Below are 25,548 nucleotides of genomic sequence, written 5' to 3' on the forward strand. Positions count from 1 at the left end.
ATTCGGCGCCCCCAGTGGCATCGAGCATCGTCGCTGATCACCTGCACCGTATCCGATCACGCGTCCGGGCGGGGCCGGCGCCGGCTGTGAACGTCCGCAGAGGACGTTCGCGGAAGATATACATTTCCGCTCATCGGTGTGAAACAGCGTATACATAGCGTGACGGCTATGGCCGACATCACAACGAGCAAGCATCAGGACGTGGTCGAAGCCGCCGGCATGCCGGTCGGTAGCGGCGTCATCAAACCGGGGTACGACCCCCGGCTGACCAACGAGGACCTGGCCCCCCTGCGCAACCAGCACTGGGGTTCGTACAACATCTTCGCCTTCTGGATGTCCGACGTGCACAGCGTCGGCGGCTACGTGACCGCGGGCAGCCTGTTCGCCCTGGGCCTGTCGAGCTGGCAGGTGCTGGTCTCGCTGGTCGTCGGCATCACGATCGTCTACTTCTTCTGCAACCTGGTGGCCAAGCCCAGCCAGGTCACCGGCGTGCCCTACCCGGTGATCAACCGGGCCGCGTTCGGCGTGCTCGGGGCCAACGTGCCGGCCATCATCCGGGGCGCGATCGCGGTCGCCTGGTACGGCATCCAGACCTACCTGGCCTCGGCCGCGCTCGACATCGTGGTCCTCAAGTTCTGGCCCGATCTGGCCCCGTACGCCGACGTCAACCAGTACGGGTTCCTCGGCCTGCCCCTGCTCGGCTGGTGCACGTACGCGCTGCTCTGGGTGCTGCAGGCGGCTGTCTTCTGGACCGGCATGGAGACCATCCGCAAGTTCATCGACTTCTGCGGCCCGGCCGTCTACGTCGTCATGATCCTGCTGTGCGGCTACCTCATCTACAAGGCCGGCTGGAACGAGATCGACCTCAACCTGGGCGACGTGCAGTACCACGGCTGGGACGCGGTGCCGGTCATGCTCGGCGCGATCGCGCTCGTGGTCTCGTACTTCTCCGGCCCGATGTTGAATTTCGGTGACTTCTCGCGATACGGGAAGTCGTTCCAGGCGGTGAAACGCGGCAACCTGCTCGGCCTGCCGGTGAACTTCCTGTTCTTCGCGATCCTGGTGGTCGTCACGGCGTCGCTGACCCTGCCGGTCTTCGGCGAGCTGATCACCGACCCGGTCGAGACGGTGTCCCGGATCGACAGCACCTTCGCGATCGCCCTGGGTGCGCTGACCTTCACCATCGCCACCATCGGCATCAACATCGTGGCCAACTTCATCTCGCCCGCGTTCGACTTCTCCAACGTCAGCCCGCAGCGGATCAGCTGGCGGATGGGCGGCATGATCGCCGCGGTCGGGTCGGTGCTGCTCACACCGTGGAACCTCTACAACAACCCGGACGTCATCCACTACACGCTGGAGACACTCGGCGCCTTCATCGGGCCGCTGTTCGGCGTGCTGATCGCCGACTACTACCTGCTACGCAAGCAGAAGATCGACGTCGACGACCTGTTCACGATGTCGCCCGACGGCCGCTACCACTACAAGAAGGGCTACAACCCGGCGGCCATCATCGCCACCGCGACCGGCGCGGTCATCGCGATGATCCCGGTGCTGTTCACCAGCTTCCCGGGCATGCACACCACCGCCCAGTACAGCTGGTTCATCGGGATGGCGATCGGCTTCCTGAGCTACGACCGGCTGGCCCGGTACTACGGCGTGAAGAAGCTGAGCCGCGTCAACGAGACCGTCTGACATGCGGATCCGCGTCATCAACCCGAACACCACGGAGTCGATGACCGCGCTGATCGAGGCGAGCGCCCGGGCCGTGGCCGGTCCGGGCACCGTCGTCGAAGCGGTCACCTCGGGGATGGGCCCGGCCTCCATCGAGAGTCACTACGACGAGGCCCTCGCGGTCCCGGGCATCCTGGCCGCGGTCGCCGAACCGGCCGACGGTTACGTGCTGGCCTGCTTCGGCGACCCCGGCCTGGACGCGGCCCGTGAGGTGGCGTCCGGCCCGGTGGTGGGCATCGCCGAGGCCGCGATGCATGCGGCGGCCATGGTCGGGCGGGGATTCAGCGTGGTCACGACCCTTTCCCGTACGAAGGGACGCGCGCACGACCTCGCGACCCGTTACGTAGCCGCGGGCGCCTGTCGCGGGGTGCACGCCTGTGACATCGCCGTGCTCGACCTCGAACACGACCCGGGCGCCCGCAAGGAGGTGATCGACCTGGCCCGCCACGCCCTCGAGCGCGACGGCTCGGACGTGATCGTGCTCGGCTGTGCCGGGATGGCCGAGTTCGCCGCGGCGGCGAGTGCCGAGCTCGGCGTCCCGGTCGTCGACGGTGTCGCCGCCGCCACGGTGCTGGTGGAGTCGCTGGTGCGGTTGGGGCTTCGTACCTCCGTACGGGAGGAATATGCCCCGCCCCCGCCGAAGCGCTACACCGGGTTGCTGGCCGACTTCACGCGGTCGTGAGGTTCTTCGCCACGTACATCTCGGCGTCGGCCGCCGCGAGCAGGGCATCCGCGTCGTGGCCGCCCTCGGCGGCGGCCAGGCCCACACTCACGCCGATCGCACAGATCTCGTCGCCGCGGCGTACCGGCTCGGCCGTCAGCTCCTGCAGCCGGGCCCGCAGCGCCGCCGCCTCGTCCCGGCTGTCGATGTCCTCGGCGAGCACGACGAACTCGTCGCCGCCGAGCCGTGCGGCCACGTCGCCGGGACGCAGCGCCGCGGTCAGCCGCCGCGCGAACTCGACCAGCACGAAGTCGCCCGCGGAGTGCCCGTACCGGTCGTTGACCTGCTTGAAGCCGTTCAGGTCGAGGTAGAACAGGACCGGGGAGTACGGATCCACCCGCGGGCGGGACAACGCGAACTCGAGCCGCGCCAGCAGCGCCGGACGGTTGGCCAGCCCGGTCAGCTGGTCGTGCCCGGCCTGATGGGCCAGGGCGGCCCGGATGCGTTCCTGCTCGCGCACCACGAGGACGAAACGCAGCAGCACCAGCCCGGTCATCAGCACCGCCGACACCAGCAGCGAGACCCGGCTGACCGCGCTCTCGAAGTGGCTCAGCCCGGACGCGGTCGGCAGCACCAGCAACGCGACGCCCAGGAACACCACCCGCGCCGGGTGCAGGCGCTGCTCCCGCGCGGCGCCGTCGGCGATCCGGCCGGCGTCGCGGTGCACGATGCCCGCCACCAGCAGGCTGTTGGCCAGCAGCAACACGCCGTCGAGCCGTTCCGCCTGCAGCGCGCGGGACAGCGACGGGAAGAGCTCGGGCAGCGTCGAGATGCCGATGTCGCCGATCAGGGTCAGGGTCAGCGCCGCCACCAGGAAGAGGGTCGGGCCCCGATGGGTGCCGGGCACCAGCACCAGCACCGCGATCGCGGCGAACAGCAGCACGTCGCCGAACGGATAGAACGCGGCGACGGCCACGCTCAGCGACAGCCGCTGGCCCTCGACCGCCGGCAGGATGAGGAACTGCCAGCACAGCCAGGCCATCACGGTGGTCATGGCGAGGCCGTCGAGCAGGCCCTCCCGCAGCCGGCCGGGCGCACGCAGGTGGGTGAGCCGGATCAGGCCGGCCGCCAGCAGCGGATAGCCGGAGATCCAGAGGGCGTCGGACGGGCTGACCTCGCCCAGCCCGCCGACGATCCGGGTGAGGATGTCGTAGAGCAGGTCGCCGGCCAGCCAGACGGACAGCGCGCCCATGATCAGGGCGTACCCGGAGCGGGTCGGCCCGCGCAGCGTCCGCAGCCGGGCCCAGCCGGCGGCGACCAGCGCCGCGAAGGCGATCAGGTAGGACCAGTGCGCCGCCGGGGTGCCCGGGGCGAACGCCGAGACCGAGCCGGCCAGCACGGCGAACGTCGGCACCAGCAGGGCCGGCCCAGGTCTCATGAGATGACCATCGGACGCTCCGGCGCCGCGCTCAGGAAAACCGCTCTGACTGGATTCGTTCCAGAAAAGGTTTGACCTGCCCGTCGCCGGTAATCCGGGAGGACGAAAGAATCCGCTACGTGAGGAGCTGATCGTGAGCGATCGTCCGACCACCACCGACGCCGGCATCCCGGTCGGCAGCGACGAGCACTCGCTCACCGTCGGCCCCGACGGCCCGCTGCTGCTCCAGGACCATTACCTGATCGAGCAGATGGCCAACTTCAACCGGGAGCGCATCCCCGAGCGGCAGCCGCACGCCAAGGGCGGCGGGGCGTTCGGCACCTTCCGGGTCACCCAGGACGTGAGCGCCTACACCCGGGCCGCCGTCTTCGCGCCGGGGGAGCAGACCGACGTGCTGACCCGTTTCTCGACCGTGGCCGGCGAGCGCGGATCCCCGGACACGTGGCGTGACCCGCGCGGCTTCGCGGTGAAGTTCTACACCCGCGAGGGCAACTTCGACCTCGTCGGCAACAACACGCCCGTCTTCTTCATCCGCGACCCGATGAAGTTTCAGCACTTCATCCGCTCGCAGAAGCGGCGCGCCGACAACAACCTGCGCGACCACGACATGCAGTGGGACTTCTGGACCCTGTCACCCGAGTCGGCTCACCAGGTCACCTGGCTGATGGGGGACCGGGGCATCCCCCGGACGTGGCGGCACATGAACGGATACGGCAGCCACACCTACATGTGGATCAACGCGTCGGGCGAGCGGTTCTGGGTGAAGTACCACTTCAAGACCGACCAGGGCATCGAGTGCTTCACCCAGGACGAGGCCGACCAGATGGCATCGGCCGACACCGACTACCACCAGCGCGACCTGTTCGAGCACATCGTGGCCGGGGAGTTCCCCAGCTGGACGCTGCACGTGCAGGTCATGCCGTACGAGGACGCGCGCGCTTACCGGTTCAACCCGTTCGACCTGACCAAGGTGTGGCCGCACGCCGACTACCCGCTGCAGGAGGTCGGGAAGCTGACGCTGGACCGCAACGTCACCGACTATCACACCGAGATGGAGCAGGCTGCGTTCGAGCCGAACAACGTCGTACCGGGAACGGGTCTGTCCCCGGACAAGATGTTGCTGGCCCGGGGCTTCAGCTACGCCGACGCGCACCGGGCCCGGCTCGGCGTCAACTACAAGCAGATCCCGGTCAACGCGCCCCACGTCGAGGTGAACAGCTACTCCGTCGGTGGGGCGATGCGCGTCCGCAACGTGTCCGATCCGGTGTACGCCCCCAACTCGTACGGGGGTCCGCAGGCGGACCCGGCCCGCACCGACGACGGCGGCACCTGGCACTCGGACGGCGAGATGGTGCGCTCGGCCTACACGCTGCACCCGGCCGACGACGACTGGGGTCAGGCGGGCACGATGGTGCGCGAGGTGCTGACCGGCGAGCAGCGCGACCGGCTGGTCGACAACATCGTCGGGCACCTGCTCAACGGGGTGAGCGCCCCGATCCTGCAGCGCGCCTTCGAGTACTGGAAGAACGTCGACAAGTCTCTCGGCGACCGGGTCGAGGCCGGCGTCCACGCGAAGCAGGACGAGAAGGACCCGAAGGCCGCCGACCAGGGCAACCCGGCCCGCTCGTCGATGCAGGACAAGGCCTAGCTACCAGCCGCGGGCACGCCACTCGGCGAGGTGTGGGCGCTCGGCGCCGAGCGTCGAGTCCTTGCCGTGGCCGGGGTAGAACCACGTGTCGTCGCCGAGCCGGGAAAAGACCTTCGCTTCGAGGTCGTCCATCAGCTGGTTGTGGTCGCCGGCGGATGTCGTCCGTCCGTGTCCCCCGGGGAAGAGGCTGTCCCCGGTCCACAGGTGGGCGGTGCCCGCCGGGTCCTGGTAGAGCAGCGCGATCGAGCCCGGCGTGTGGCCGACCAGGTGGATGACCTCGAGCGACGCGTCACCGACGGTGATGTGCTCGCCGTCGCGCAGGTCGCGGTTGACGATCGGGATCTCGGCGGCGTCGTCGATGTGGGCCAGCGACTCGGCGCCGGTGCTCAGGACGACCTCCTCGAGGGCCTGCCAGTGGTCGCCGTGCCGGTGCGTGGTGACGACCGTGCTCAGGCCCGCGTCGCCGGCCAGGCCGATCAGGGTGCCGGCGTCGTCGGCCGCGTCGATCAGCAGCTGCTCACCGCCGCTGCGCAGCAGGTAGGCGTTGTTGTCCATCGGGCCGACCGACACCTTGGTGATGGTCAGGCCGCCGAGCTCGCGGACGTCCGGCCGGCCGCCGCGGGTGACGTCTCCGGTGTACTCGGTCATTACTTCCACCTCGCGGGTGTCGGGAGCTCGCCGTCGGGCGCGACGGTGAGGTCGGTGCCGTCGCCGCGACCGGTCAGCCAGGCCGCGATCGACTTGGTCGGGCCGCCGACGACCGGCGGGTCGGGATGATCGCCGATGGTCAGGGCGTGCTCGATGCCGAAGGGCCGCAGCCGCATCGACGGCCATGCCGCGTCCGCGCCGGCCACGATCTCGCGCAGCAGCCGCAGCGCGAACGCGTCGGACCAGTCGGCCGGCGTGTAGGCGAGCCCGAGGTCGGCGTGGTGCACCGTCACCTCGCGCAGCCGGGTCCACGGCACCGCCGCCGCCGACTGCCCGAGCCAGGGCAGCATGAACGCCCACGCGCCGGCCGGCATGGCCGCGCCCGCGTCGGCGAACCGCTCGTGCGCCGCCCGGATGTCTTCGAGCTGCTCGCGCAGGGGACGGCCGGCGCCCTCCTGGATGCCGGCCTCGCGCGCCTCGGCCGACGCGTAGGGCGGGGTCTCGACGCCGGTGCGGGCCCAGGTCAGCAGGTTGGTCAGCGCGTCCGCGTTGCGGGCGACGTGGGTGAGCACGTGCCCGACGGTCCAGCCCGGCAGCCGGGACGGGTTGCCCACGGCGGTGGGGTCGAGGTCGGCCGCCGTCCGCAGCAGATCGTCCGTGGCCGCGTCGACGTCGGTCAGCATGACGAGCGGATCCATAGTCACTTTCAGAACCCTAGTGGGTCCGGAATTCGCTTTCGCCCGGGTAGGCGCGACCGTACCGTCGGTGCAGACGCGTCGATCAGATCCCGCGGAGGAGGTGGGGAGCGTGCTGTTCGTTTCGGCGTCCCTTCACCCGGAGGCGTCCGCCTGACCTGGCTGGTCGGGCCGTCTCCCCGTCTCGAAACGGGTCCTGATGAAACACGAGCTGTCCCAGCTGGGCTGGGACGAGTCCCTCGCATCCGCGTATCGCCGGTTCGACCGTTCCGACGCCTCCCCGGGCCGCGTGCTACGGGCCGATCGGGGTGTCTGCACCGTGCTCGACGAGTCGGGCGTGACCCGGGCCAGCCTGTCCGGCAGCGTGCTGCTGGGCGCCGCCCGCGACCCGGCCCAGCTGCCCTGCACCGGCGACTGGGTGGTGCTGCGGCACTGGCCCGACCGCCGGATCACCGCCGAGCACGTGCTGCCCCGGCGCACCTGTCTGATCCGCCGCACCTCGGACAAGGACAGCACCGGCCAGGTGCTCGCCGCCAACATGGACACGGTGGCCGTGGTCGAGCCGATCCACCCGGAACCGGACGACGCCCGCATCGAGCGCCTCCTCGCCCTGGCCTGGGAGTCCGGCGCCCAACCGCTGCTCGTGCTGACCAAGGCCGACACGACGAGTGACCCCGAGGCGATCCGCGAGCAGATCATGGAACTGGCGCCGGGCGTGCCGGTGGTCACCGTGAGTGCGCGACTTTCGCTGGGCGTCGAGCAGATTCGCCCGTACGCGGGCCGGGGTCGCACCCTGGCCCTGCTCGGGCGGTCCGGGGCGGGTAAGTCGACGCTGGTCAACGCCCTGGCCGGGACGCCGGTCATGCCGGTGCAGCAGATCCGCGACGCGGACGGCAAGGGACGGCACACGACCACGTACCGAAACCTGGTTCTGATCCCCGACGGCGGCGCGATCCTCGACACACCCGGCATCCGTGGGGTGGGTCTGCTCGACACCGCCGAGGGTCTGGCCCGCGCGTTCGCCGACATCACCGAACGGGCCGCCCGGTGCCGGTTCGACGACTGCCGGCACGAGACCGAGCCCGGTTGCGCGGTCGTGGCCGCGGTGGCCGACGGCTCGCTACCCCCGCGCCGGCTGGCCAGCTGGCGCAAGTTGCGGCACGAGATCGAGGTCGAGTCGGCCCGTCAGTCGGCCCGTCTGGCCGGGGCCGCCGGGCACCGCCGCAGGCGTTCCTGACGTACCCCTCTGTCACAATGCTCCGGTGCGTGCGGTGGAGGAAGTCGTCGAGGACAAGGCCGACCCCCGGCCGCCGGCGCCCCGGCGCACCCGGGCCGACCTGTGGGCGCTGCTGAGTTACGGGCTGCTCGCCGTGCTCGTGCTGAGCCGGCTCTGGCGTGATCCGTCCGGTCGCGTGCTGGCCAGCAACGACGACGACCACGGCTTCTTCATGTTCGTCATGGCGCACGGCGAGCGGGTGCTGTTCCACGGCGACAACCCGCTGCTCTCCGACCGGCTCAACGTGCCCGACGGCGTCAACATGATGGCCAACACCACGGTGCTGGCCCTGAGCGTGCCGTTCGCCCCGATCACCCACTGGCTCGGCGCCGGGGTCACCCTGGTGCTGCTGCTCACGCTGGGTCTGGCCGGCACGGCCACCGCCTGGTACTGGGTGCTCTCCCGCCACCTGGTGACGAGCCGGTTCGCGGCCTGGATCGGTGGCCTGTGGTGCGGCTTCTGCCCGGCCCTGGTGTCGCACGCCAACGGGCACGTCAACTTCGTCAGCCTGTTCGTGGTGCCGTTCATCGTGTGGCAGGTGCTGCGGCTGCGCGAGCCCGGGCGGGCCGTGCGCGGCGGGCTGATCCTGGGCCTGCTGATCGTGGTGCAGGTCTTCATCAACGAGGAGATCCTGCTCTTCACCGCGCTCACCCTGGGCGTCTTCGTGATCGCGTACGCGCTGATGGCTCGCGACCGGGTCCGGCACGAGGCGCGGGCCCTGCTGGCCGGGCTGGGCGTGGCCGGCCTGGTCTCGGTGGTGCTGCTCGCCTATCCGCTGTATTTCCAGTTCACCGGCCCGGGCCACTACCAGGGCCAGCCGTTCGAGCCGGACAAGTACGCGACCGACTTCGCCTCGATCTTCGGGTTCGCCCGGCAGTCGCTGGCCGGCAATGCCGAACTGACCCGGACGATGAGCGTCAGCGGCACGGAGGACAACGTCTTCTTCGGCCCGTTCGGCCTGGCCCTGGTCGTCGCGTCGGCGGTCGTGCTGTGGCGGCGCTCGGTGGCGGCCCGCGCGGCCACCGTCGCGGCGGTCGTCCTGCTGATCGTGTCGATGGGCCCGCACCTCAAGGTGTTCGGCCACAACACCGGCCTTCCGCTGCCGTTCGGCCTGGTCAGCCACGTGCCGATCATCGACCTGGTCAGCGTCACCCGCTTCGCCATGGTGCCCGCGACGATCGCCGGCGTGCTGCTCGCCCTGGCCACCGACCGGTGGCGCGAGTTCACCCCGCGCGGGCGGCGGCTGTGGCAGGTGGGCCTGGTGCTGGCCCTGGTGCCGCTGGCCCCCAAGCCGCTGCCGGTGGTCGACGCCGATCCGCTGCCGCCGTTCGTGGCCGAGGGCATGTGGCGGCAGTACGTGACCAGCGACGACCGCACCCTGGTCACCGTGCCGCTGCCCGAGGTGACCACCGGGCGGGCCGGCATGCGCTGGGCGTCGCTGACCCACCTCGACTACCGGTCGCCCCGCGGCTACTTCATGGGCCCGATCAACCCGCCGACCGACATCACCGGGTCGTGGAACGCGCCCCGCCGGTTCACCGCCGACCTGCTGTGGCGGGTCCGCGAGTACGGCGAACGGCCGGCGCTCAGCGAGAGTGACAAGGCTCGCATCACCGAAGACCTGATCTTCTGGCGGGCCGCCGTCGTGGTGCTGGTGCCCGGCAGCCGCAACGAGGGCCCGCTGCTCGACACGCTGACCGCCGCCCTGGGCGAGCCGCAGTCGGTCGGCGGGGTTCAGCTCTGGGACATGCGCGCGCTCCAAGTTCCCCCAGCCGAGTGAGTTAGCGCCGCGTGAACTGCGGGAATGTGCGCCATGTGCCAGGCGCTACACCTACTTGGCGTCCGCGGCGACCAAACTTGTCGTACCCCATGGCTAGAGTGGCCGCGGTTCTACTCGACTCATACACCTGTACGGTTTCGATCTTCGCGGCTGGAAGGGCTGGCTGGTGGCCGACCGTTTGACTATTCGAGGCGCGCGCGAGCACAACCTGCGTGACGTCAACCTTGACCTGCCCCGCGACGCGATGATCGTGTTCACCGGTCTGTCCGGGTCCGGCAAGTCCAGCCTCGCGTTCGACACGATCTTCGCCGAGGGGCAGCGGCGTTACGTCGAGTCCCTCTCGTCGTACGCGAGGCAGTTCCTCGGGCAGATGGACAAGCCCGACGTCGACTTCATCGAGGGCCTGTCCCCGGCGGTGTCGATCGACCAGAAGTCGACCTCGCGCAACCCGCGCTCGACGGTCGGCACCATCACCGAGGTCTACGACTACTTGCGCCTGCTCTTCGCGCGCACCGGTATCCCGCACTGCCCGGTCTGCGGCGAGCGGATCAGCAAGCAGACGCCGCAGCAGATCGTCGACCGGGTGCTGGCCATGGACGAGGGCACCCGCTTCATGGTGCTGGCGCCGGTGGTCCGCGGCCGTAAGGGTGAATATGTCGACCTGTTCGCCGAGCTGCAGTCCAAGGGCTACGCGCGGGCCCGGGTCGACGGCGTGGTCCACCCGCTGACCGAGCCGCCGAAGCTGAAGAAGCAGGAGAAGCACACCATCGAGGTGGTGGTCGACCGGCTCAGCGTCAAGGCGAGCAGCAAGCAGCGGCTGACCGACTCGGTCGAGTCGGCGCTCGGCCTGGCCGCCGGCATCGTGCTGCTCGACTTCGTCGACCTGCCCGAAGACGACCCGGGTCGCGAGCGCCGCTTCAGCGAGCACCTGGCCTGCCCCAACGACCACCCGCTGGCGATCGAGGACCTCGAGCCCCGGGTGTTCTCGTTCAACGCGCCCTACGGCGCCTGCCCCGAGTGCACCGGCCTGGGCACCAAGAAAGAGGTCGACCCCGAGCTGATCGTGCCCGACGAGGAGCGCAGCCTGCGCGAGGGCGCGATCCAGCCGTGGTCCGGCGGGCAGACCCAGGAATACTTCCTGCGCCTGCTCGAGGCGCTGGCCGGCAGCGAGAAGTTCAGCGTCGACACCCCGTGGCGCCAGCTGTCGACCCGGGTGCAAAAGCTGGTCATGTACGGCGCGGAGGACCAGGTCCACGTCCGCTACCGCAACAAATATGGCCGCGAGCGCTCCTACTACACCGGCTTCGAGGGCGTGGTGCAGTGGATCGAGCGCCGGCACAACGACACCGAGAGTGACTGGTCGCGCGACAAGTACGAGGGCTACATGCGCGACGTGCCCTGCCCGACCTGCGGCGGCACCCGGCTCAAGCCCGAGGTGCTGGCCGTGACGATCGCCGGCAAGAGCATCGCCGAGGTCTGCAACCTGTCGATCGGCGACTGCGCCGAGCTGCTGCTGACCATCGAGCTCGACGACCGGCAGAAGATGATCGCCGAGCGGGTGCTCAAGGAGATCAACGCCCGCCTGCAGTTCCTGGTCGACGTCGGCCTCGACTACCTGTCGCTCGACCGCGGCGCCGGCACCCTCTCGGGCGGCGAGGCGCAGCGCATCCGGCTCGCCACCCAGATCGGCTCCGGCCTGGTCGGCGTGCTCTACGTGCTCGACGAGCCGTCGATCGGCCTGCACCAGCGCGACAACCACCGGCTCATCGAGACCCTGGTGCGGCTGAAAAACCTGGGCAACACGCTGATCGTGGTCGAGCACGACGAAGACACGATCCGCCAGGCCGACTGGATCGTCGACATCGGCCCGGGCGCGGGGGAGCACGGTGGTCACATCGTGCACAGCGGATCGGTCGCGGGCCTGCTCAAGAACCAGAAGTCGCCGACCGGCGCCTACCTGTCCGGCCGCAAGTCGATCCCGACCCCGGCCGGTCGCCGCCCGCAGATGCCGGGTCACGAGCTGGTCGTGCAGGGCGCGCGCGAGCACAACCTGCGCGGGCTGACCGTGCCGTTCCCGCTCGGGCAGTTCATCGCGGTCACCGGGGTGAGCGGGTCGGGCAAGTCGACCCTGGTCAACGACATTCTCTACACCGTGCTGGCCAACCAGGTGAACGGCGCCCGCATGGTGCCGGGACGGCACACCCGGATCACCGGACTCGACAATGTGGACAAGGTCGTCGGTGTCGACCAGTCGCCGATCGGCCGCACCCCCCGGTCCAACCCGGCCACCTACACCGGGGTCTTCGACAACATCCGCAAGCTGTTCGCCGAGACGGCCGAGGCCAAGGTGCGCGGTTACGGCCCGGGCCGGTTCTCGTTCAACGTCAAGGGCGGCCGCTGCGAGAACTGCTCGGGCGACGGCACCATCAAGATCGAGATGAACTTCCTGCCCGACGTCTATGTCCCGTGCGAGGTGTGCAAGGGCGCGCGCTACAACCGCGAGACGCTCGAGGTGCACTACAAGGGCAAGACGATCTCCGAGGTGCTGGAGATGCCGATCGAGGAGGCGGCGGGCTTCTTCGAGCCGATCTCGTCGATCCACCGGCACCTCAAGACCCTGGTCGACGTGGGCCTGGGCTATGTGCGTCTGGGTCAGCCGGCGCCGACGCTCTCCGGTGGTGAGGCCCAGCGCGTCAAGCTCGCCTCCGAGCTGCAGAAACGGTCGACCGGCAAGACGGTCTACGTGCTCGACGAGCCGACCACCGGGCTGCACTTCGAAGACATCCGCAAGCTGCTGATGGTGCTCAACGGCCTGGTCGACAAGGGCAACACGGTGATCACCATCGAGCACAACCTCGATGTGATCAAGAACGCCGACTGGCTGATCGACATGGGGCCCGAGGGCGGCAGCAAGGGCGGTCTGGTGCTGGCCACCGGCACGCCCGAAGAGCTGGCCGAGGTGCCCGAGAGCCACACCGGTCAGTTCCTGCGGCACATGCTCGGGCTCAAGGGCGCGGGCAAGGGCTCGGCCGCCGCGACCGCGCGGGCCGCCAAGGCCAACGGCGCCACCGCCCCCAAGGCGCGGGCCACCCGTTCGCGGGCCAAGGCCGCGGTGTGAGCCTTCAGCAAGGTCACAGGTGACTCATAGCAACGACGCCCGGTCGGGGACATAGCCTCGACCGGGCGTTGCCGTTCCGGTTAACGCTGCGCAACCGCGCCGGGCGAATGCCCGCAAACCCGGATGGACCGCTGCGGCAACGGCGGATAATTTCGCGGTACGCCTGAACCCGGCGTGCCGCGCCAGCGTATGTAGAGGCGACGCCGCGTGACCATCTACGCGGACCAGGCACTGGAGGACACACGATGACAGACGTGCAGACCAAGACCGACGCCGAGTGCTCCGTCGCGGAGCACGGACGTACAGGTACTTGCTCGACACGCCGTCGGGTCCTGCTCGGCGCGGGCGCGGCCGGTGCCACCGCTGTCCTGGCGGCCTGCGGCACGAGCTCGTCGAGCACCAACACCAACGGCACCGGCTTCTCCGACAACCCGGGCCCGGCCGGCAGCGCGGCCGCGGGCAACGGTGACAGCGGCTCGGGCAGCAACGGCGGCTCCGGCGGCGCCACCCTGGCCGCGGTGGGCGACGTGCCCGAGGGCGGCGGCATCATCCAGGGCGACTACGTGATCACCCAGCCCACCGCCGGCACCTTCAAGGCGTTCAGCAAGGTGTGCACGCACGCCGGCTGCGACGTCAACAAGATCGACGGCGGCCAGATCTCGTGCCCCTGCCACAACAGCAAGTTCTCGATCGAGACGGGCGAGCCGACCTCGGGCCCGGCCAACAAGGCGCTGCCCGAGACGCAGGTCAAGGTGGACGGCGAGAACATCGTCGCCGCTTGATGTCCCACTGATTTCAGGCCGGAGGTCCGAAGCCGTGGCGGCGGCGACGGACCTCCGGTCGGGTAATCATGTCAGTCCCCCGCACTAGTGTTGAGTCTGTGCCAGACCCCTCCAGCTATCGCCCCGCCCCCGGCACCATTCCGGAGGCGCCGGGCGTCTACCGCTTCCGCGATCCGTCCGGCCGCGTCATCTACGTCGGCAAGGCGAAAAACCTGCGGAACCGGCTGAATTCCTACTTCGCCGACACGTGGTCGCTGCACGCGCGTACGCAGCAGATGGTCACCACGGCGGCCAGTGTGGACTGGGTGACCGTCGGCACCGAGGTCGAGGCGCTGCAGCTCGAGTTCTCCTGGATCAAGGAGTTCGACCCGCGCTTCAACGTGAAATACCGGGACGACAAGTCCTACCCGTTCCTGGCCGTGACGCTGAACGAGGAGTTCCCGCGACTGCAGGTGATGCGCGGTGCCAAGCGCAAAGGCGTCCGCTACTTCGGGCCCTACTCGCACGCGTGGGCCATCCGCGAGACGCTCGACCTGCTGCTCCGCGTCTTCCCGGCCCGCACCTGCTCGTCCGGCGTCTTCAAGCGGTCGGGCCAGATCGGCCGGCCGTGCCTGCTGGGCTACATCGGCAAGTGCTCGGCCCCGTGCGTCGGCACGGTCACCGCCGAGCAGCACCGGGCGATCGTCGACGACTTCTGCGACTTCATGGCGGGCAAGACCGACACGTTCGTCAAGCGGCTCGAGCGCGACATGATGGACGCCTCCGAGGCGCTCAACTTCGAACACGCGGCCCGGCTGCGCGACGACATCGCCGCTCTGCGGCGCGCGATGGAGAAACAGACCGTGGTGCTCGGCGACGGCACCGACGCCGACGTGGTCGCCTTCGCCGAAGACCCGCTCGAGGCCGCGGTGCAGGTCTTCCACGTCCGCGACGGGCGGGTCCGGGGCCAGCGCGGCTGGGTCGTGGAAAAGGTGGAGGATCTGACCACCGGTGACCTCGTCCACCACTTCTGCACGCAGATGTACGGCGAATCCCAGGGCGAGGGCGACGTGCCGCGCGAGCTGCTCGTGCCCGCCCTGCCCGACGACGCCCCGGCCCTGGCCGACTGGCTCTCCGAGCACCGCGGCAGCCACGTGTCGCTGCGGGTGCCCCAGCGCGGCGACAAACGCGCCCTGATGGAGACGGTGGCCCGCAACGCCGGCGAGGTGCTGCAGCGGCACAAGCTGCGCCGCGCGGGCGACCTGACCACCCGCAGCAAGGCGCTCGACGAGATCGCCGAGGCGCTCGGGCTCGACTCGGCGCCGCTGCGCATCGAGTGCTTCGACGTGTCCCAGATCCAGGGCACCGACGTGGTCGCGTCGATGGTCGTCTTCGAGGACGGGCTGGCCCGCAAGAGCGAATATCGCCGGTTCGCGATCCGCGGCAACCCCGACGGCAGCGGCACCGACGACCTGGCCGCGATGAGCGAGGTGATGCGGCGGCGGTTCGCGCGCTTCAAGGCCCAGCCCAGCGGTTCCCCGGATGACACCGCGCCCGACGAGTCGCCTTCCGACGACATCGCCACCAATGATCTGCCCGGCATCGACCCGCTGACCGGCAAGCCGCGCCGCTTCGCCTACCCACCGCAGCTGGTCGTCGTCGACGGCGGCCAGCCCCAGGTCAACGCGGTCGCCGCGGTGCTGTCCGACCTCGGCATCACGGATGTGGCGCTGTGCGGCCTGGCCAAGCGCCTGGAAGAGGTATGGCTGCCCGGCGACGACTACCCGGTCATCCTGCCCCGCACGTCCGAGGCGCTCTACCTGCTGCAGCGGGTCCGCGACGAGGCACACCGGTTCGCCATCACGTTCCACCGGCAGCGGCGCTCCAAGCGGATGACCGCGTCGGCGCTCGACAACGTGCCCGGCCTGGGGGAGACCCGGCGTAAGGCGCTGCTGCGGCACTTCGGCTCGCTGAAGCGGTTGTCGGCGGCCACCCCGGAGGAGATCACCGAGGTGCCCGGCATCGGCCGCCGCACCGCCGAGGCGCTGCTGGCCGCGCTCAACCCCGAAGGCGCCACCAAGCCCGCCGCCGCGGAGGCCCCCGCCGAGCCGGGCGCCGTCCCGGTCGAGTCGGGCGCCGTCGCGGTCGAGTCGGGCGCCGTCCCGGCCGGTGGCGCGGGCCGCACCAAAGCCGGTGCCAACCGTTCGCAGGGGCCACAGCCCGCCCTCCCAAGGGGGAACCCCCGCCACTGATCAGTATGAGGATTTCCGCCGATCTTGGCCGGGGCCTGTGGACAGAGCGAGACCGCGTCGGCCGGGGCCTGTGGACAACCCGTCGGGCCGCTCCGGCGACGGGTAAGGTCGGCGCCGCCGCGAGCGGAACTTTCGGTGGCTCGATGTGGTTGTCACCACCGGGGCCGGCACACCGATCGGATGGACGACAAGCGTCCGGCACGATCGGGCGACCGGCTTCGGCCTAGGATGTTGTGTCCGCCGGGGGCGCGGGCGAAGCGACGCTGGGAGGCGTGCGTTGACGGAGTCGATGCCGGAGTTCGTGTCCGACGCGACCGATCCCGACGAGGTGACCACCGATCTGGTGGTCGTGACCGGTGTTTCCGGCGGTGGGCGCAGCACGGTCGCCCGCGCGCTGGAAAATGTGGGCTTCTACGTGGTCGACAACCTGCCGCAGGCACTGATGCTCGACATGGCCCAGCTCGCCTTCCAGGCCGGCGGGGCCGCACGGCGTACGGCCATGGTTCTCGACGTGCGCAGCCGGGCGTTCTCGACCGACCTGGCCGCGGCCATCCACGCGTTGCGCGAGCGCGGCTTCTCGCCCCGGGTGGTGTTCGTCGACGCGGAAGACGACGTGCTCATCCGCCGGTTCGAGTCGGTCCGCCGCTCGCACCCGCTGCAGGGCGACGGCCGCCTGTCCGACGGCATCGCGGCCGAGCGCAAGCTGCTGGCCGAGGCCCGCGAGCAGTCCGATGTGATCATCGACACCAGCCACCTGAACGTGAACCAGCTGCGCCGCCGGGTCGAGGAACTGTTCGGCGGCGAGGACGTGCGGCGGCTGCGCATCACCGTGCTGTCGTTCGGCTTCAAGTACGGTCTGCCGCCCGACGCCGACTACGTGATGGACGCCCGGTTCCTGCCCAACCCGTTCTGGGTGCCCGACCTGCGCGATCACACCGGACTGGAGGAAGCGGTCAGCACCTACGTGCTCGACCAGGAGGGTGCCGGTGACTTCGTGAAGACGTACGCGGGACTGATCGCCGCCACCGCCCCCGGCTTCGAGCGTGAGGGCAAGCGCTACCTGACCGTGGCCGTCGGCTGCACCGGCGGCAAGCACCGCAGCGTCGCGATCTCCGAGGAGCTGACCGCCCAGCTGCGCGACATGCGCCTGTCCGCCCACGCCTCGCACCGCGATCTGGGGCGGGAGTGACCGTGCGGGTGGTCGCGTTCGGCGGCGGCCACGGGCTGAGCGCGTCGCTCCGCGCGCTCCGCAGCGTCGCGCCCACCCTCGACCTCGACATCACGGCCGTGGTGACGGTGGGCGACGACGGGGGGTCGAGCGGCCGGCTCCTCGCCGAGCGTGATGCGCTGCTGCCCCCGGGCGACCTGCGGCAGGCCCTGGCCGCGTTGGCCGACGACCAGCCGGTCACCCAGCGCACCGCCACCCTGTTGCAATACCGCTTCGCCGAGATGCCGGCCCTGGGTGCCGCCGGTCCCGACCCACTGGTCGGGCACGCCGTGGGCAACCTGCTGCTGCTCGGGCTGATGGAGATGCTGGGCGACCCGGTGCAGGCCCTCGACCACGCGGCCGCGATGGTGGGCGCGCGCGGCCGGGTGCTGCCGATGGCCCGGCACGCGATCGGCATCGAGGCCGACATGCGCGGGGCCGACCCGGAGCGTCCGTACGAGGTCGTCACCGTCCGCGGTCAGCACGCCGTCGCGGTCGCGCACGGCCATGTCGAGGCCGTACGCATCCACCCGGCCGACCCGCCGGTGTGCGCGCAGGCCATTGCCGCGATCGACGCCGCCGACTGGTTGATCTTCGGGCCGGGCAGCTGGTTCACCAGCGTGCTGCCGCACCTGATGGTGCCCGGGCTGGCCGAGGCGATCATGAAAAGCCCGGCCCGGCGGCTGGTGACCCTCAACCTGGCTACCGAGAACGAGACGCTCGGCCTGTCCGTGGCCGACCACCTGGCCGCCCTGCACTCCTATCTGCCCGGCCTGCGGGTCGACGCCGTGCTGGCCGACGGCCGCTGGGTGGGGGAGCCGGAGCCCGTACGGCGGGCGGCCGAGGCTCTCGGTGCCCGTCTCGTGTTGGCACCTGTGGCCGTTGCGGACGGCAGTCCCAGGCATGATCCTGAGTCGTTGGGCGTTGCCCTGGTGCCCCTACTGGGCGCCGCTCGTTAAGCAGACGGCGTATTGCGGCACTCCCTGTTCAAGATCCGGCGCATGAGGTGACAACACGATGGCTATGACGGCAGCGGTCAAGGACGAGCTGAGCCGGGTCGACGTGCCCAAGCCCTGCTGCCGGCGGGCCGAGATGGCGGCCCTGCTCCGGTTCGCCGGGGGCCTGCACATCGTCTCGGGCCGGGTGGTGGTCGAGGCGGAACTGGACACCGGCGCGGTGGCCCGGCGACTGCGGCGCGAGATCGCCGACGTCTACGGCTACCCGAGCGAGGTACACGTGCTCGCGTCCGGCGGCCTGCGCAAGGGCAGCCACTACATCGTCCGCATCGTCAAGGACGGCGAGGCCCTGGCCCGGCAGACCGGCCTGCTCGACGTGCGTGGCCGGCCCGTCCGGGGCCTCCCGCCGCACGTGGTCTCGGCCAACGTGTGCTGCGCGGTGGCCGCGTGGCGCGGGGCGTTCATGGCACACGGCTCGCTGACCGAGCCCGGCCGGTCGAGCGCGCTCGAGATCACCTGCCCCGGCCCCGAGGCGGCGCTGGCGCTGCGCGGGGCGGCCCGGCGGATCGGCATCACGGCCAAGGAGCGCGAGGTCCGCGGGGTCGACCGGGTGGTGATCAAGGACGGCGACGCGATCGCCGCGCTGCTCACCCGGATCGGCGCCCACGCCAGCGTGCTGGCCTGGGAGGAACGCCGGGTGCGGCGCGAGGTGCGGGCCACGGCCAACCGCCTGGCCAACTTCGACGACGCCAACCTGCGCCGCTCGGCCCGCGCCGCCGTGGCCGCGGCGGCCCGGGTCACCCGGGCGCTCGAGATCCTGGCCGACGAGGCCCCCAACCACCTGACCTCGGCCGGTCAGCTGCGCCTGGAGCACCGGCAGGCGTCGCTCGAGGAGCTGGGCGCACTGGCCGATCCGCCGCTGACGAAGGATGCCATCGCCGGCCGTATAAGGCGTCTGCTCGCCCTCGCCGACAAGCGCGCCCGCGACCTGGGCATCCCCGACACCGAGGCCGCCGTGACCCCCGAGATGATGGCCTGCTGAGTTGTCGTGCGACAAGCTGACGTGTGACGACTTGTCGCTTGTTCAGATGACGCAAGATTGCCACGCCCGGGAGCTCTTACCGCTGCTCGAAAATCTTCGGAACACTCTTCGTCATGGCAAGCAACAAGGACTTTGACGAACGGCTCACAGCGGTCGAGACTCAGCTCAAGGAGGTGCGGACTTTGGCGGCGGGAGCAAGTCAGGACGCAGGGGACTACCAGGCTGCTTTGCGCGGGCACAAGATGTCGCTCGAGGCGTTGAACGTGACGCAACGCCAGCAGTTCGAGGTGCTGAAGGGCCTGGCGGAGAGCCAGCTCACGCAGTTCGCCGAGCTGGGGGTGACCCAGCTCGACCAGTCCAATCACCTGCGGGCGATCAGCACGCAGATGGAGGGCATGTCCGGCGACCTGCGAGGGCTTCGCGATACCCAGCTCGAGCAGCATGCGGTGCTGGAGAAGTTGCAGGAAGCCGAGTTGCGCCAGTGGGCGGAGATGCAAGAGATCCGCAGGACTCAACTCAAGCACTACGCCGATAACAAGGCGGAAATCAAGACGCTCAAGGGCGACGTGTCGACGCTCAAGGGCGACGTGTCGACGCTCAAGACCGATGTGGGTGAGCTCAAGAGCGATGTGGGTGAGCTCAAGAGCGATGTGTCGACGCTCAAGACCGATGTGTCGACGCTCAAGAGCGATGTGGGTGAGCTCAAGAGCGATGTGTCGACGCTCAAGAGCGATGTGGGTGAGCTCAAGAGCGATGTGTCGACGCTCAAGACCGATGTGTCGACGCTCAAGGGCGATGTGGGTGAGCTCAAGCAGGGCATGACACGTATCGAGAGGATGCTGGAGCGGCTGAGCGACAGCTCCGACGACAACCAGGAGTCCTGAATTCGCTCGCGTGAGCGGGCGCTTCCGGCCCCGGCGGGTGACCACCGGGGCCGGGCCGGAAGCCGCGTATGGCCCGGTGTTGCACTCAGCCGGTGCCAACGCCCGGTTCGGGCCCGTTGCGGTTGGTGACGGTGACGTCGCGTACGGGAAAAGGGTTTTCGAAGAAGAGAAGCGCAGGTTAACGGTGGGACATCGTCACGGTTAGGTTGCGACCCCTGGGAAAAGTCTCGCCGGGCCTCGGATAGGGTCTTACCGACGGCGACGGTGCCGGCAAGCTCGGCCGACCGCGCTGTGCGCCGCCCTCAAAGGCCCGGCGCCGCGGCGACCGGACGCCCCTCTGCCGGCCCTCGACATGGTCGGCAACGCAGACCCTCCGCCGGTCGCATAACCCGGCGGACCGAAACGAGGAGATCCACCTGTGACCATCCGGGTTGGCATCAACGGCTTCGGCCGTATCGGCCGCAACTTCTTCCGGGCGGCCGCCGCCTCGGGTGCGGACATCGAGATCGTCGGCGTGAACGACCTGACCGACAACGCGACGCTCGCGCACCTGCTCAAGTACGACTCGATCCTGGGCCGTCTGGGCGCCGAGGTGAAGGCCACCGCCGACGAGATCACCGTCGGGGGCAAGACCTTCAAGGCGTTCGCCGAGCGTGACCCCAACAACCTGCCCTGGGGCGACCTGGGTGCCGACGTCGTGATCGAGTCGACCGGCTTCTTCACCGACGCCTCGAAGGCCAAGGCGCACATCGACAAGGGCGCCAAGAAGGTCATCATCTCGGCCCCGGCCAAGAACGAAGACATCACCATCGTCATGGGTGTCAACGACAACCTGTACGACGGCGCGCAGCACTCGATCATCTCGAACGCGTCCTGCACGACCAACTGCCTCGCCCCGATGGCGAAGGTTCTGAACGACACGTTCGGGATCGAAAAGGGTCTGATGACCACGATCCACGCGTACACCCAGGACCAGAACCTGCAGGACGGCCCGCACAAGGACCTGCGTCGCGCCCGCGCCGCCGCCCTCAACATCGTGCCGACCTCGACCGGTGCCGCCAAGGCCGTCAGCCTGGTGCTGCCGGAGCTCAAGGGCAAGCTCGACGGCTTCGCGCTGCGGGTGCCGATCCCCACCGGCTCGGCCACCGACCTGACCTTCACCTCGGCCCGTGACACCACGGTCGACGAGGTCAACGCCGCCATCAAGGCCGCCGCCGAGGGCCCGCTCAAGGGCATCCTGGTCTACACCGAGGACGAGATCGTCTCCTCGGACATCGTCACCGACCCGGCCTCCTGCATCTTCGACGCCGGCCTGACCAAGGTCATCGGCGGCAACCAGGTCAAGGTCGTCGGCTGGTACGACAACGAGTGGGGCTACTCGAACCGCCTCGTCGACCTGGTCAAGCTCGTCGGAGCCTGATCTTGAAGACTCTCGACGACCTGCTCGGCGAGGGTGTTACGGGTCGGCGCGTCATCGTGCGCGCCGACCTGAACGTCCCGTTCGACAAGGCCAACCCGGGCGTCATCAGCGACGACGGCCGCGCCCGCGCGGTGCTGCCGACGCTGATCGCGCTGCGTGACGCGGGTGCCCGCGTCATCGTGATGTCGCACCTGGGCCGTCCGAAGGGCGCGCCCGACCCCAAGTACACCCTCGCCCCGGTCGCCACGCGGCTCGGCGAGCTGCTGGGTTCGCCGGTCGTTTTCGCGTCCGACACCGTCGGTGACGACGCGCGCGAAAAGGCGGCCGCGCTGCAGGACGGCCAGGTGCTGCTTCTCGAGAACCTGCGCTTCAACGAGGGCGAGACCTCGAAGGACGACGCGTCGCGCGCGGCGTTCGCCGCTGAGCTGGCTGCATTCGCCGACTTCTACGTGGACGACGCCTTCGGCGCTGTGCACCGCAAGCACGCCTCGGTGTACGACGTGCCGGCGATCCTGCCGCACTTTGGCGGCGGCCTCGTCAACAAAGAGGTCGAGGTCCTCAAGAAGGTGAGCGAGAGCCCCGAGCAGCCGTACGTGGTCGTGCTCGGTGGGTCGAAGGTCTCCGACAAGCTCGCGGTGATCAAGGCCCTTCTGCCCAAGGTCGACAAGCTCCTGGTCGGCGGCGGCATGTGCTTCACCTTCCTCAAGGCCCAGGGCCACGAGGTCGGAAAGTCGCTGCTCGAGGCCGAGATGATCGACACCTGCAGTGCGCTGCTGGCCGAGGCTCAGGGCCGGATCGTGCTGCCGGTCGACGTGGTCGCGGCGACCGAGTTCTCGGCCGACGCCGACTCCGTGACGGTGCCCGCATCCGAGATCCCGGCCGACCGGCTCGGCCTCGACATCGGCCCCGAGTCGGTGGCGCTGTTCGCCGAGGCCATCGGTAGCGCCCGGACGGTCTTCTGGAACGGCCCGATGGGCGTGTTCGAGCTGGCCCCGTTCGCGGCCGGCACCCGGGGTGTGGCCGAGGCGATCACCAAGATCGACGGCTTCTCGGTCGTCGGCGGCGGTGACTCGGCCGCGGCCGTACGCGCGCTCGGCCTGGACGAGAGCGCCTTCGGGCACATCTCGACGGGTGGCGGCGCCTCCCTGGAGTACCTCGAGGGCAAGACCCTCCCCGGCATCGAAGCACTGGAGAAGTAATGGCGGACGCTCGCCGGCCCCTGATGGCCGGGAACTGGAAGATGAACCTCAACCACTTCGAGGCCAACCTTCTGGTGCAGAAGCTCGCCGCGAGCCTGAGCGAGAAGCAGCTCACCGACGTCGAGGTGGCCGTGCTGCCGCCGTTCACCGACCTGCGCACCGTGCAGACCGCGGTCGACGGCGACAAGCTGCTCATCGTCTACGGCGCGCAGGACATCTCGACCCACAAGTCGGGTGCCTACACCGGTGAGGTCGCGGGCTCGATGCTCGAGAAGCTGGGCTGCACCTACGTGCTGGCCGGCCACTCGGAGCGCCGCGAGTACCACAACGAGGACGACGCGACGGTCAACGCGAAGGTGAAGGCGGCCTTCGAGAACAACCTGACCCCGATCCTCTGCGTGGGCGAGGGCCTGTCCGTCCGCGAGGAGAACGGCCACGTCGCGCACTGCACCTCGCAGGTCGACGCCGGTCTGGCCGGGCTCAAGCCCGAGCAGGTCAAGCAGGTCGTCATCGCGTACGAGCCGGTCTGGGCGATCGGTACCGGCAAGACCGCGACCCCCGAGGACGCCCAGGAGGTGTGCGGGGAGATCCGGGCCCAGCTGGCCAAGGTGCACGGGTCCGAGGTCGCCGACGCCGTCCGGGTGCTCTACGGCGGCTCGGTCAAGGCGGCCAACATCGCGCAGATCATGGCCAAGCCGGACGTGGACGGCGCCCTGATCGGCGGCGCCAGCCTGGACGCCGAGGAGTTCGCCTCCATCGCGCGGTTCAAGGAACACGTCGCGCGCTGACGCTGAAACACCAGGGTGTGCCCGGGCGCGTGATGCGCCCGGGCACACGCTATTGTTGGACCGCTTGTTGTGCCCTTCGAGGAGGAATCGCCCGATCATGCCTATGTGGTTCGCGTACACGATGATCGTGTTGCTGGTGCTCACCAGCATCGTGCTGACCCTGCTGATCCTGCTGCACCGCGGCAAGGGCGGCGGCATGTCGAGCATGTTCGGCGGCGGCGTCACGTCGAGCCTCGCCGGGTCCTCCGTCGCGGAGAAGAACCTCGACCGCTACACCGTTCTGGTGGGCATCATCTGGTTCGCCTGCATCGTGGGCCTCGGCCTGTGGATGCGTCTGGCCGTCCCGAGCACCTGATTTTCCTCGCGCCCCCGTCCTTCCTGACGGAGCGTAATAGTCGTAGAATCTGCCGCGCGTCCGGTTCTGCCGGGCGCGCGGTCGTTTTTAGGCTCTGTTTCGACCGTATTTCCGGTCATCGACAACCATCACCTCTTGAGGCGCCCTCGAGACAGGAGTGACATCCGTGTCCAGTGGCAGTGCGATCCGCGGCAGCCGCGTCGGCTCGTCCCCGGTACGCCCCGACGAGCGCAGCGAACCCGCCCCCCGTCGGGAGGTGACCTACTTCTGCGCGGCCGGGCACGCCAGTCAGATCCTCTTCGCCGCCGAGGCGTCGCCGCCCGACTCGTGGGACTGCCCGCGCTGCGGCCAGCCGGCCGGCCTCGATCGGCAGAACCCGCCCGGACGGTCACGGGCCGAGCCGTACAAGTCGCACCTGGCCTACGTCAAGGAGCGGCGCACCGACGAGGACGGCGCCAAGATCCTCGAAGAGGCGCTCGCCAAGCTGCGTCAGCGGCGCGGCCGCGCCTAGACGGCGGTAGAGCGGCCCAGATAGACGGCCTGCGGCTCGGAGGGCACCGGGATCTGCTCGAAGCCCAGCCGGCCGTAGAAGGCGCGGGCCGCGGTGTTCGCCGGGGCAACCCCCAGGTGCACCCGCGGCGCGCCGGCCGCGTGCAGGCCGCTCAGGAACGACCACATCATCCCGCGCCCGAAACCGCGGCCCTGCCACTCCGGCAGCAGGTCGATGTGCAGGTGCGCGGGATAGCCGGCCAGTTCCGGCACGAGCATGCGCTCGGGGTCGTGGTGCAGTTCGAGCCACATCTCGTCGCGCGGGTCTTCGCCGTAGCGGCCGGCCGTCGCGGGCAGCCACTCCTCGCGGTAACGCTTGACGAAGGCGGCTGTGTCGGTGGTGCCGACGACATAGCCCACGGCGTTGCCGTGCCCGTCGTCGAGGATCCGGGCCACCTCGGGTTCCAGCACCACGTAGGGCGCGGCGAAGACCTCACCGACGAGCCGGTCGGAACTGTTCTGCCCGCGGGCGTCGCCACCGGCGTCGGCGGTGCGGACGCAGATGTCGTAGACGGCGTCGAGGTCGGTGGGCCGATAGGCGCGGATCTCTGGTTGCACCCCGGAAGTCTATGATCCGCATGCGTTGTGGCCGGGGTCACCGTCCGATGACAGGATGTGGCGATGCAGTGGACCTTAGAGGTAGTCGTCGTCCCGGTGAGCGACGTGGACCGCGCCAAACAGTTCTACGCGGACCAGCTCGGCTTCCACGTCGACCACGACACCAAGATCAACGATGACGTACGCATCGTGCAGCTGACCCCGCCGGGCAGCGGCTGCTCGGTCGTGATCGGCAAGGGTGCCGTGCCGGACATGCCACCCGGCTCGCTCAAGGGCCTGCAGCTCGTGGTGCCCGACATCGAGGCGGCGCACAAGGAGCTGGTGGCCGCCGGAGTGCCGGTCAGCGACGTCCAGGTGGTGGGCGAGAACCCGCGGCCCACGCCGCACCCCCTGGACAACGTCGGTTTCGTCTTCTTCGACGATCCGGACGGCAACAGCTGGGCCGTCCAGCAGATCTCGTCGCGAGCGGGATAGGGTGCGTCTGGCGGATCACGCGGGCCTGCGGCGAGGCCCAGGCGGCGCCTGACGGCAGCCGCAGAACGGCCACATCCAAAACCAGGATGCGACCGCCCTGCGGCC

Annotated in this window: 22 protein-coding genes; 18 read left to right on the forward strand and 4 right to left on the reverse strand. The window is 69.7% G+C overall.

The genetic code is table 11. The features are described 5' to 3' along the window. Positions 1-168 precede the first annotated feature (168 nt). Together KOI35_RS19985 and KOI35_RS19990 are read left to right on the forward strand one after the other, a co-directional pair. Positions 169-1,695, forward strand: coding sequence for an NCS1 family nucleobase:cation symporter-1 (locus tag KOI35_RS19985; RefSeq protein ID WP_246613433.1), 1,527 nt, complete (start codon positions 169-171; stop codon positions 1,693-1,695). 1 nt (position 1,696) lies between these two features. Then, positions 1,697-2,416, forward strand: coding sequence for an aspartate/glutamate racemase family protein (locus tag KOI35_RS19990; RefSeq protein ID WP_215789023.1), 720 nt, complete (start codon positions 1,697-1,699; stop codon positions 2,414-2,416). Here the strand turns inward: KOI35_RS19990 and KOI35_RS19995 are convergent. Beyond that, on the reverse strand, positions 2,403-3,833 hold the full coding sequence (locus KOI35_RS19995; protein WP_215789024.1) for a GGDEF domain-containing protein: 1,431 nt from the start codon (positions 3,831-3,833) through the stop codon (positions 2,403-2,405). The genes KOI35_RS19990 and KOI35_RS19995 overlap by 14 nt on opposite strands. Before the next feature lie 133 nt (positions 3,834-3,966). On the opposite strand from KOI35_RS19995, the gene KOI35_RS20000 reads away from it, so the two are divergent. Next, entirely contained in the window at positions 3,967-5,481 is a 1,515-nt protein-coding gene (locus tag KOI35_RS20000) for a catalase (RefSeq protein ID WP_215789025.1), read from the forward strand. Here the strand turns inward: KOI35_RS20000 and KOI35_RS20005 are convergent, their stop codons facing one another. Both KOI35_RS20005 and KOI35_RS20010 read right to left on the reverse strand, forming a co-directional pair. Then, a complete protein-coding gene (locus KOI35_RS20005) occupies positions 5,482-6,129 on the reverse strand; it encodes an MBL fold metallo-hydrolase (RefSeq protein ID WP_215789026.1) in 648 nt (215 codons plus the stop codon). Continuing rightward, on the reverse strand, positions 6,129-6,833 hold the full coding sequence (locus tag KOI35_RS20010) for a maleylpyruvate isomerase family mycothiol-dependent enzyme (RefSeq protein WP_215789027.1): 705 nt from the start codon (positions 6,831-6,833) through the stop codon (positions 6,129-6,131). The genes KOI35_RS20005 and KOI35_RS20010 overlap by 1 nt, the downstream gene beginning before the upstream one ends. A gap of 190 nt (positions 6,834-7,023) precedes the next feature. Here KOI35_RS20010 and rsgA point away from each other — a divergent pair, with 190 nt between their 5' ends. From rsgA to KOI35_RS20080, 14 genes are all read left to right on the forward strand, one after another. Beyond that, a complete protein-coding gene (rsgA, locus tag KOI35_RS20015) occupies positions 7,024-8,061 on the forward strand; it encodes a ribosome small subunit-dependent GTPase A (protein WP_215789028.1) in 1,038 nt (345 codons plus the stop codon). 25 nt (positions 8,062-8,086) lie between these two features. Further along, positions 8,087-9,880 carry a DUF6311 domain-containing protein gene (locus tag KOI35_RS20020; RefSeq protein WP_215789029.1) on the forward strand — a complete coding sequence of 598 codons (1,794 nt, stop codon included), beginning with the start codon at positions 8,087-8,089 and terminating at the stop codon, positions 9,878-9,880. Between the two features lie 166 nt (positions 9,881-10,046). After that, a complete protein-coding gene (uvrA, locus tag KOI35_RS20025; protein ID WP_215789030.1) occupies positions 10,047-12,998 on the forward strand; it encodes an excinuclease ABC subunit UvrA in 2,952 nt (983 codons plus the stop codon). Between the two features lie 245 nt (positions 12,999-13,243). Then, positions 13,244-13,780, forward strand: coding sequence for a Rieske (2Fe-2S) protein (locus KOI35_RS20030; protein ID WP_215789031.1), 537 nt, complete (start codon positions 13,244-13,246; stop codon positions 13,778-13,780). Positions 13,781-13,878: 98 nt separating this feature from the next. Then, the gene (gene uvrC / locus KOI35_RS20035; RefSeq protein ID WP_215789032.1) at positions 13,879-16,011 is read left to right on the forward strand and encodes an excinuclease ABC subunit UvrC; all 2,133 of its coding nucleotides are present in this window, start codon (positions 13,879-13,881) and stop codon (positions 16,009-16,011) included. A 289-nt stretch (positions 16,012-16,300) separates the two neighbouring features. Next, a complete protein-coding gene (rapZ, locus tag KOI35_RS20040) occupies positions 16,301-17,200 on the forward strand; it encodes an RNase adapter RapZ (protein ID WP_215789504.1) in 900 nt (299 codons plus the stop codon). After that, positions 17,197-18,177, forward strand: a complete 981-nt coding sequence (locus tag KOI35_RS20045) for a gluconeogenesis factor YvcK family protein (protein WP_215789033.1) — start codon at positions 17,197-17,199, stop codon at positions 18,175-18,177. The genes rapZ and KOI35_RS20045 overlap by 4 nt, the downstream gene beginning before the upstream one ends. Before the next feature lie 58 nt (positions 18,178-18,235). Continuing rightward, complete coding sequence (gene whiA, locus KOI35_RS20050) at positions 18,236-19,216, forward strand: DNA-binding protein WhiA (RefSeq protein WP_097322458.1); 981 nt, start codon at positions 18,236-18,238, stop codon at positions 19,214-19,216. A gap of 113 nt (positions 19,217-19,329) precedes the next feature. After that, positions 19,330-20,100, forward strand: coding sequence for a hypothetical protein (locus tag KOI35_RS20055; RefSeq protein WP_215789034.1), 771 nt, complete (start codon positions 19,330-19,332; stop codon positions 20,098-20,100). 418 nt (positions 20,101-20,518) lie between these two features. Beyond that, the gene (gene gap / locus KOI35_RS20060) at positions 20,519-21,520 is read left to right on the forward strand and encodes a type I glyceraldehyde-3-phosphate dehydrogenase (RefSeq protein ID WP_215789035.1); all 1,002 of its coding nucleotides are present in this window, start codon (positions 20,519-20,521) and stop codon (positions 21,518-21,520) included. Beyond that, entirely contained in the window at positions 21,517-22,719 is a 1,203-nt protein-coding gene (locus tag KOI35_RS20065) for a phosphoglycerate kinase (protein WP_215789506.1), read from the forward strand. Before gap ends, KOI35_RS20065 begins: the two co-directional genes overlap by 4 nt. Beyond that, positions 22,719-23,507 (forward strand): triose-phosphate isomerase, encoded by a 789-nt coding sequence (gene tpiA, locus KOI35_RS20070; RefSeq protein ID WP_215789036.1) that lies wholly within the window; start codon positions 22,719-22,721, stop codon positions 23,505-23,507. The genes KOI35_RS20065 and tpiA overlap by 1 nt, the downstream gene beginning before the upstream one ends. A 97-nt stretch (positions 23,508-23,604) precedes the next feature. Beyond that, positions 23,605-23,862, forward strand: a complete 258-nt coding sequence (gene secG, locus KOI35_RS20075; protein ID WP_215789037.1) for a preprotein translocase subunit SecG — start codon at positions 23,605-23,607, stop codon at positions 23,860-23,862. Positions 23,863-24,028: 166 nt separating this feature from the next. Then, on the forward strand, positions 24,029-24,373 hold the full coding sequence (locus KOI35_RS20080) for an RNA polymerase-binding protein RbpA (RefSeq protein WP_215789038.1): 345 nt from the start codon (positions 24,029-24,031) through the stop codon (positions 24,371-24,373). On the opposite strand, the gene KOI35_RS20085 is transcribed toward KOI35_RS20080, so the two are convergent. Then, on the reverse strand, positions 24,370-24,969 hold the full coding sequence (locus KOI35_RS20085; RefSeq protein WP_215789039.1) for a GNAT family N-acetyltransferase: 600 nt from the start codon (positions 24,967-24,969) through the stop codon (positions 24,370-24,372). The two genes, KOI35_RS20080 and KOI35_RS20085, sit on opposite strands and share 4 nt — an antisense overlap. A gap of 63 nt (positions 24,970-25,032) precedes the next feature. Here KOI35_RS20085 and KOI35_RS20090 point away from each other — a divergent pair, with 63 nt between their 5' ends. After that, positions 25,033-25,443 (forward strand): VOC family protein, encoded by a 411-nt coding sequence (locus KOI35_RS20090; protein WP_215789040.1) that lies wholly within the window; start codon positions 25,033-25,035, stop codon positions 25,441-25,443. The last annotated feature ends 105 nt before the right edge of the window (positions 25,444-25,548 follow it).

The organism is Paractinoplanes bogorensis (assembly GCF_018829635.1).
Lineage (GTDB): Bacteria > Actinomycetota > Actinomycetes > Mycobacteriales > Micromonosporaceae > Actinoplanes > Actinoplanes bogorensis.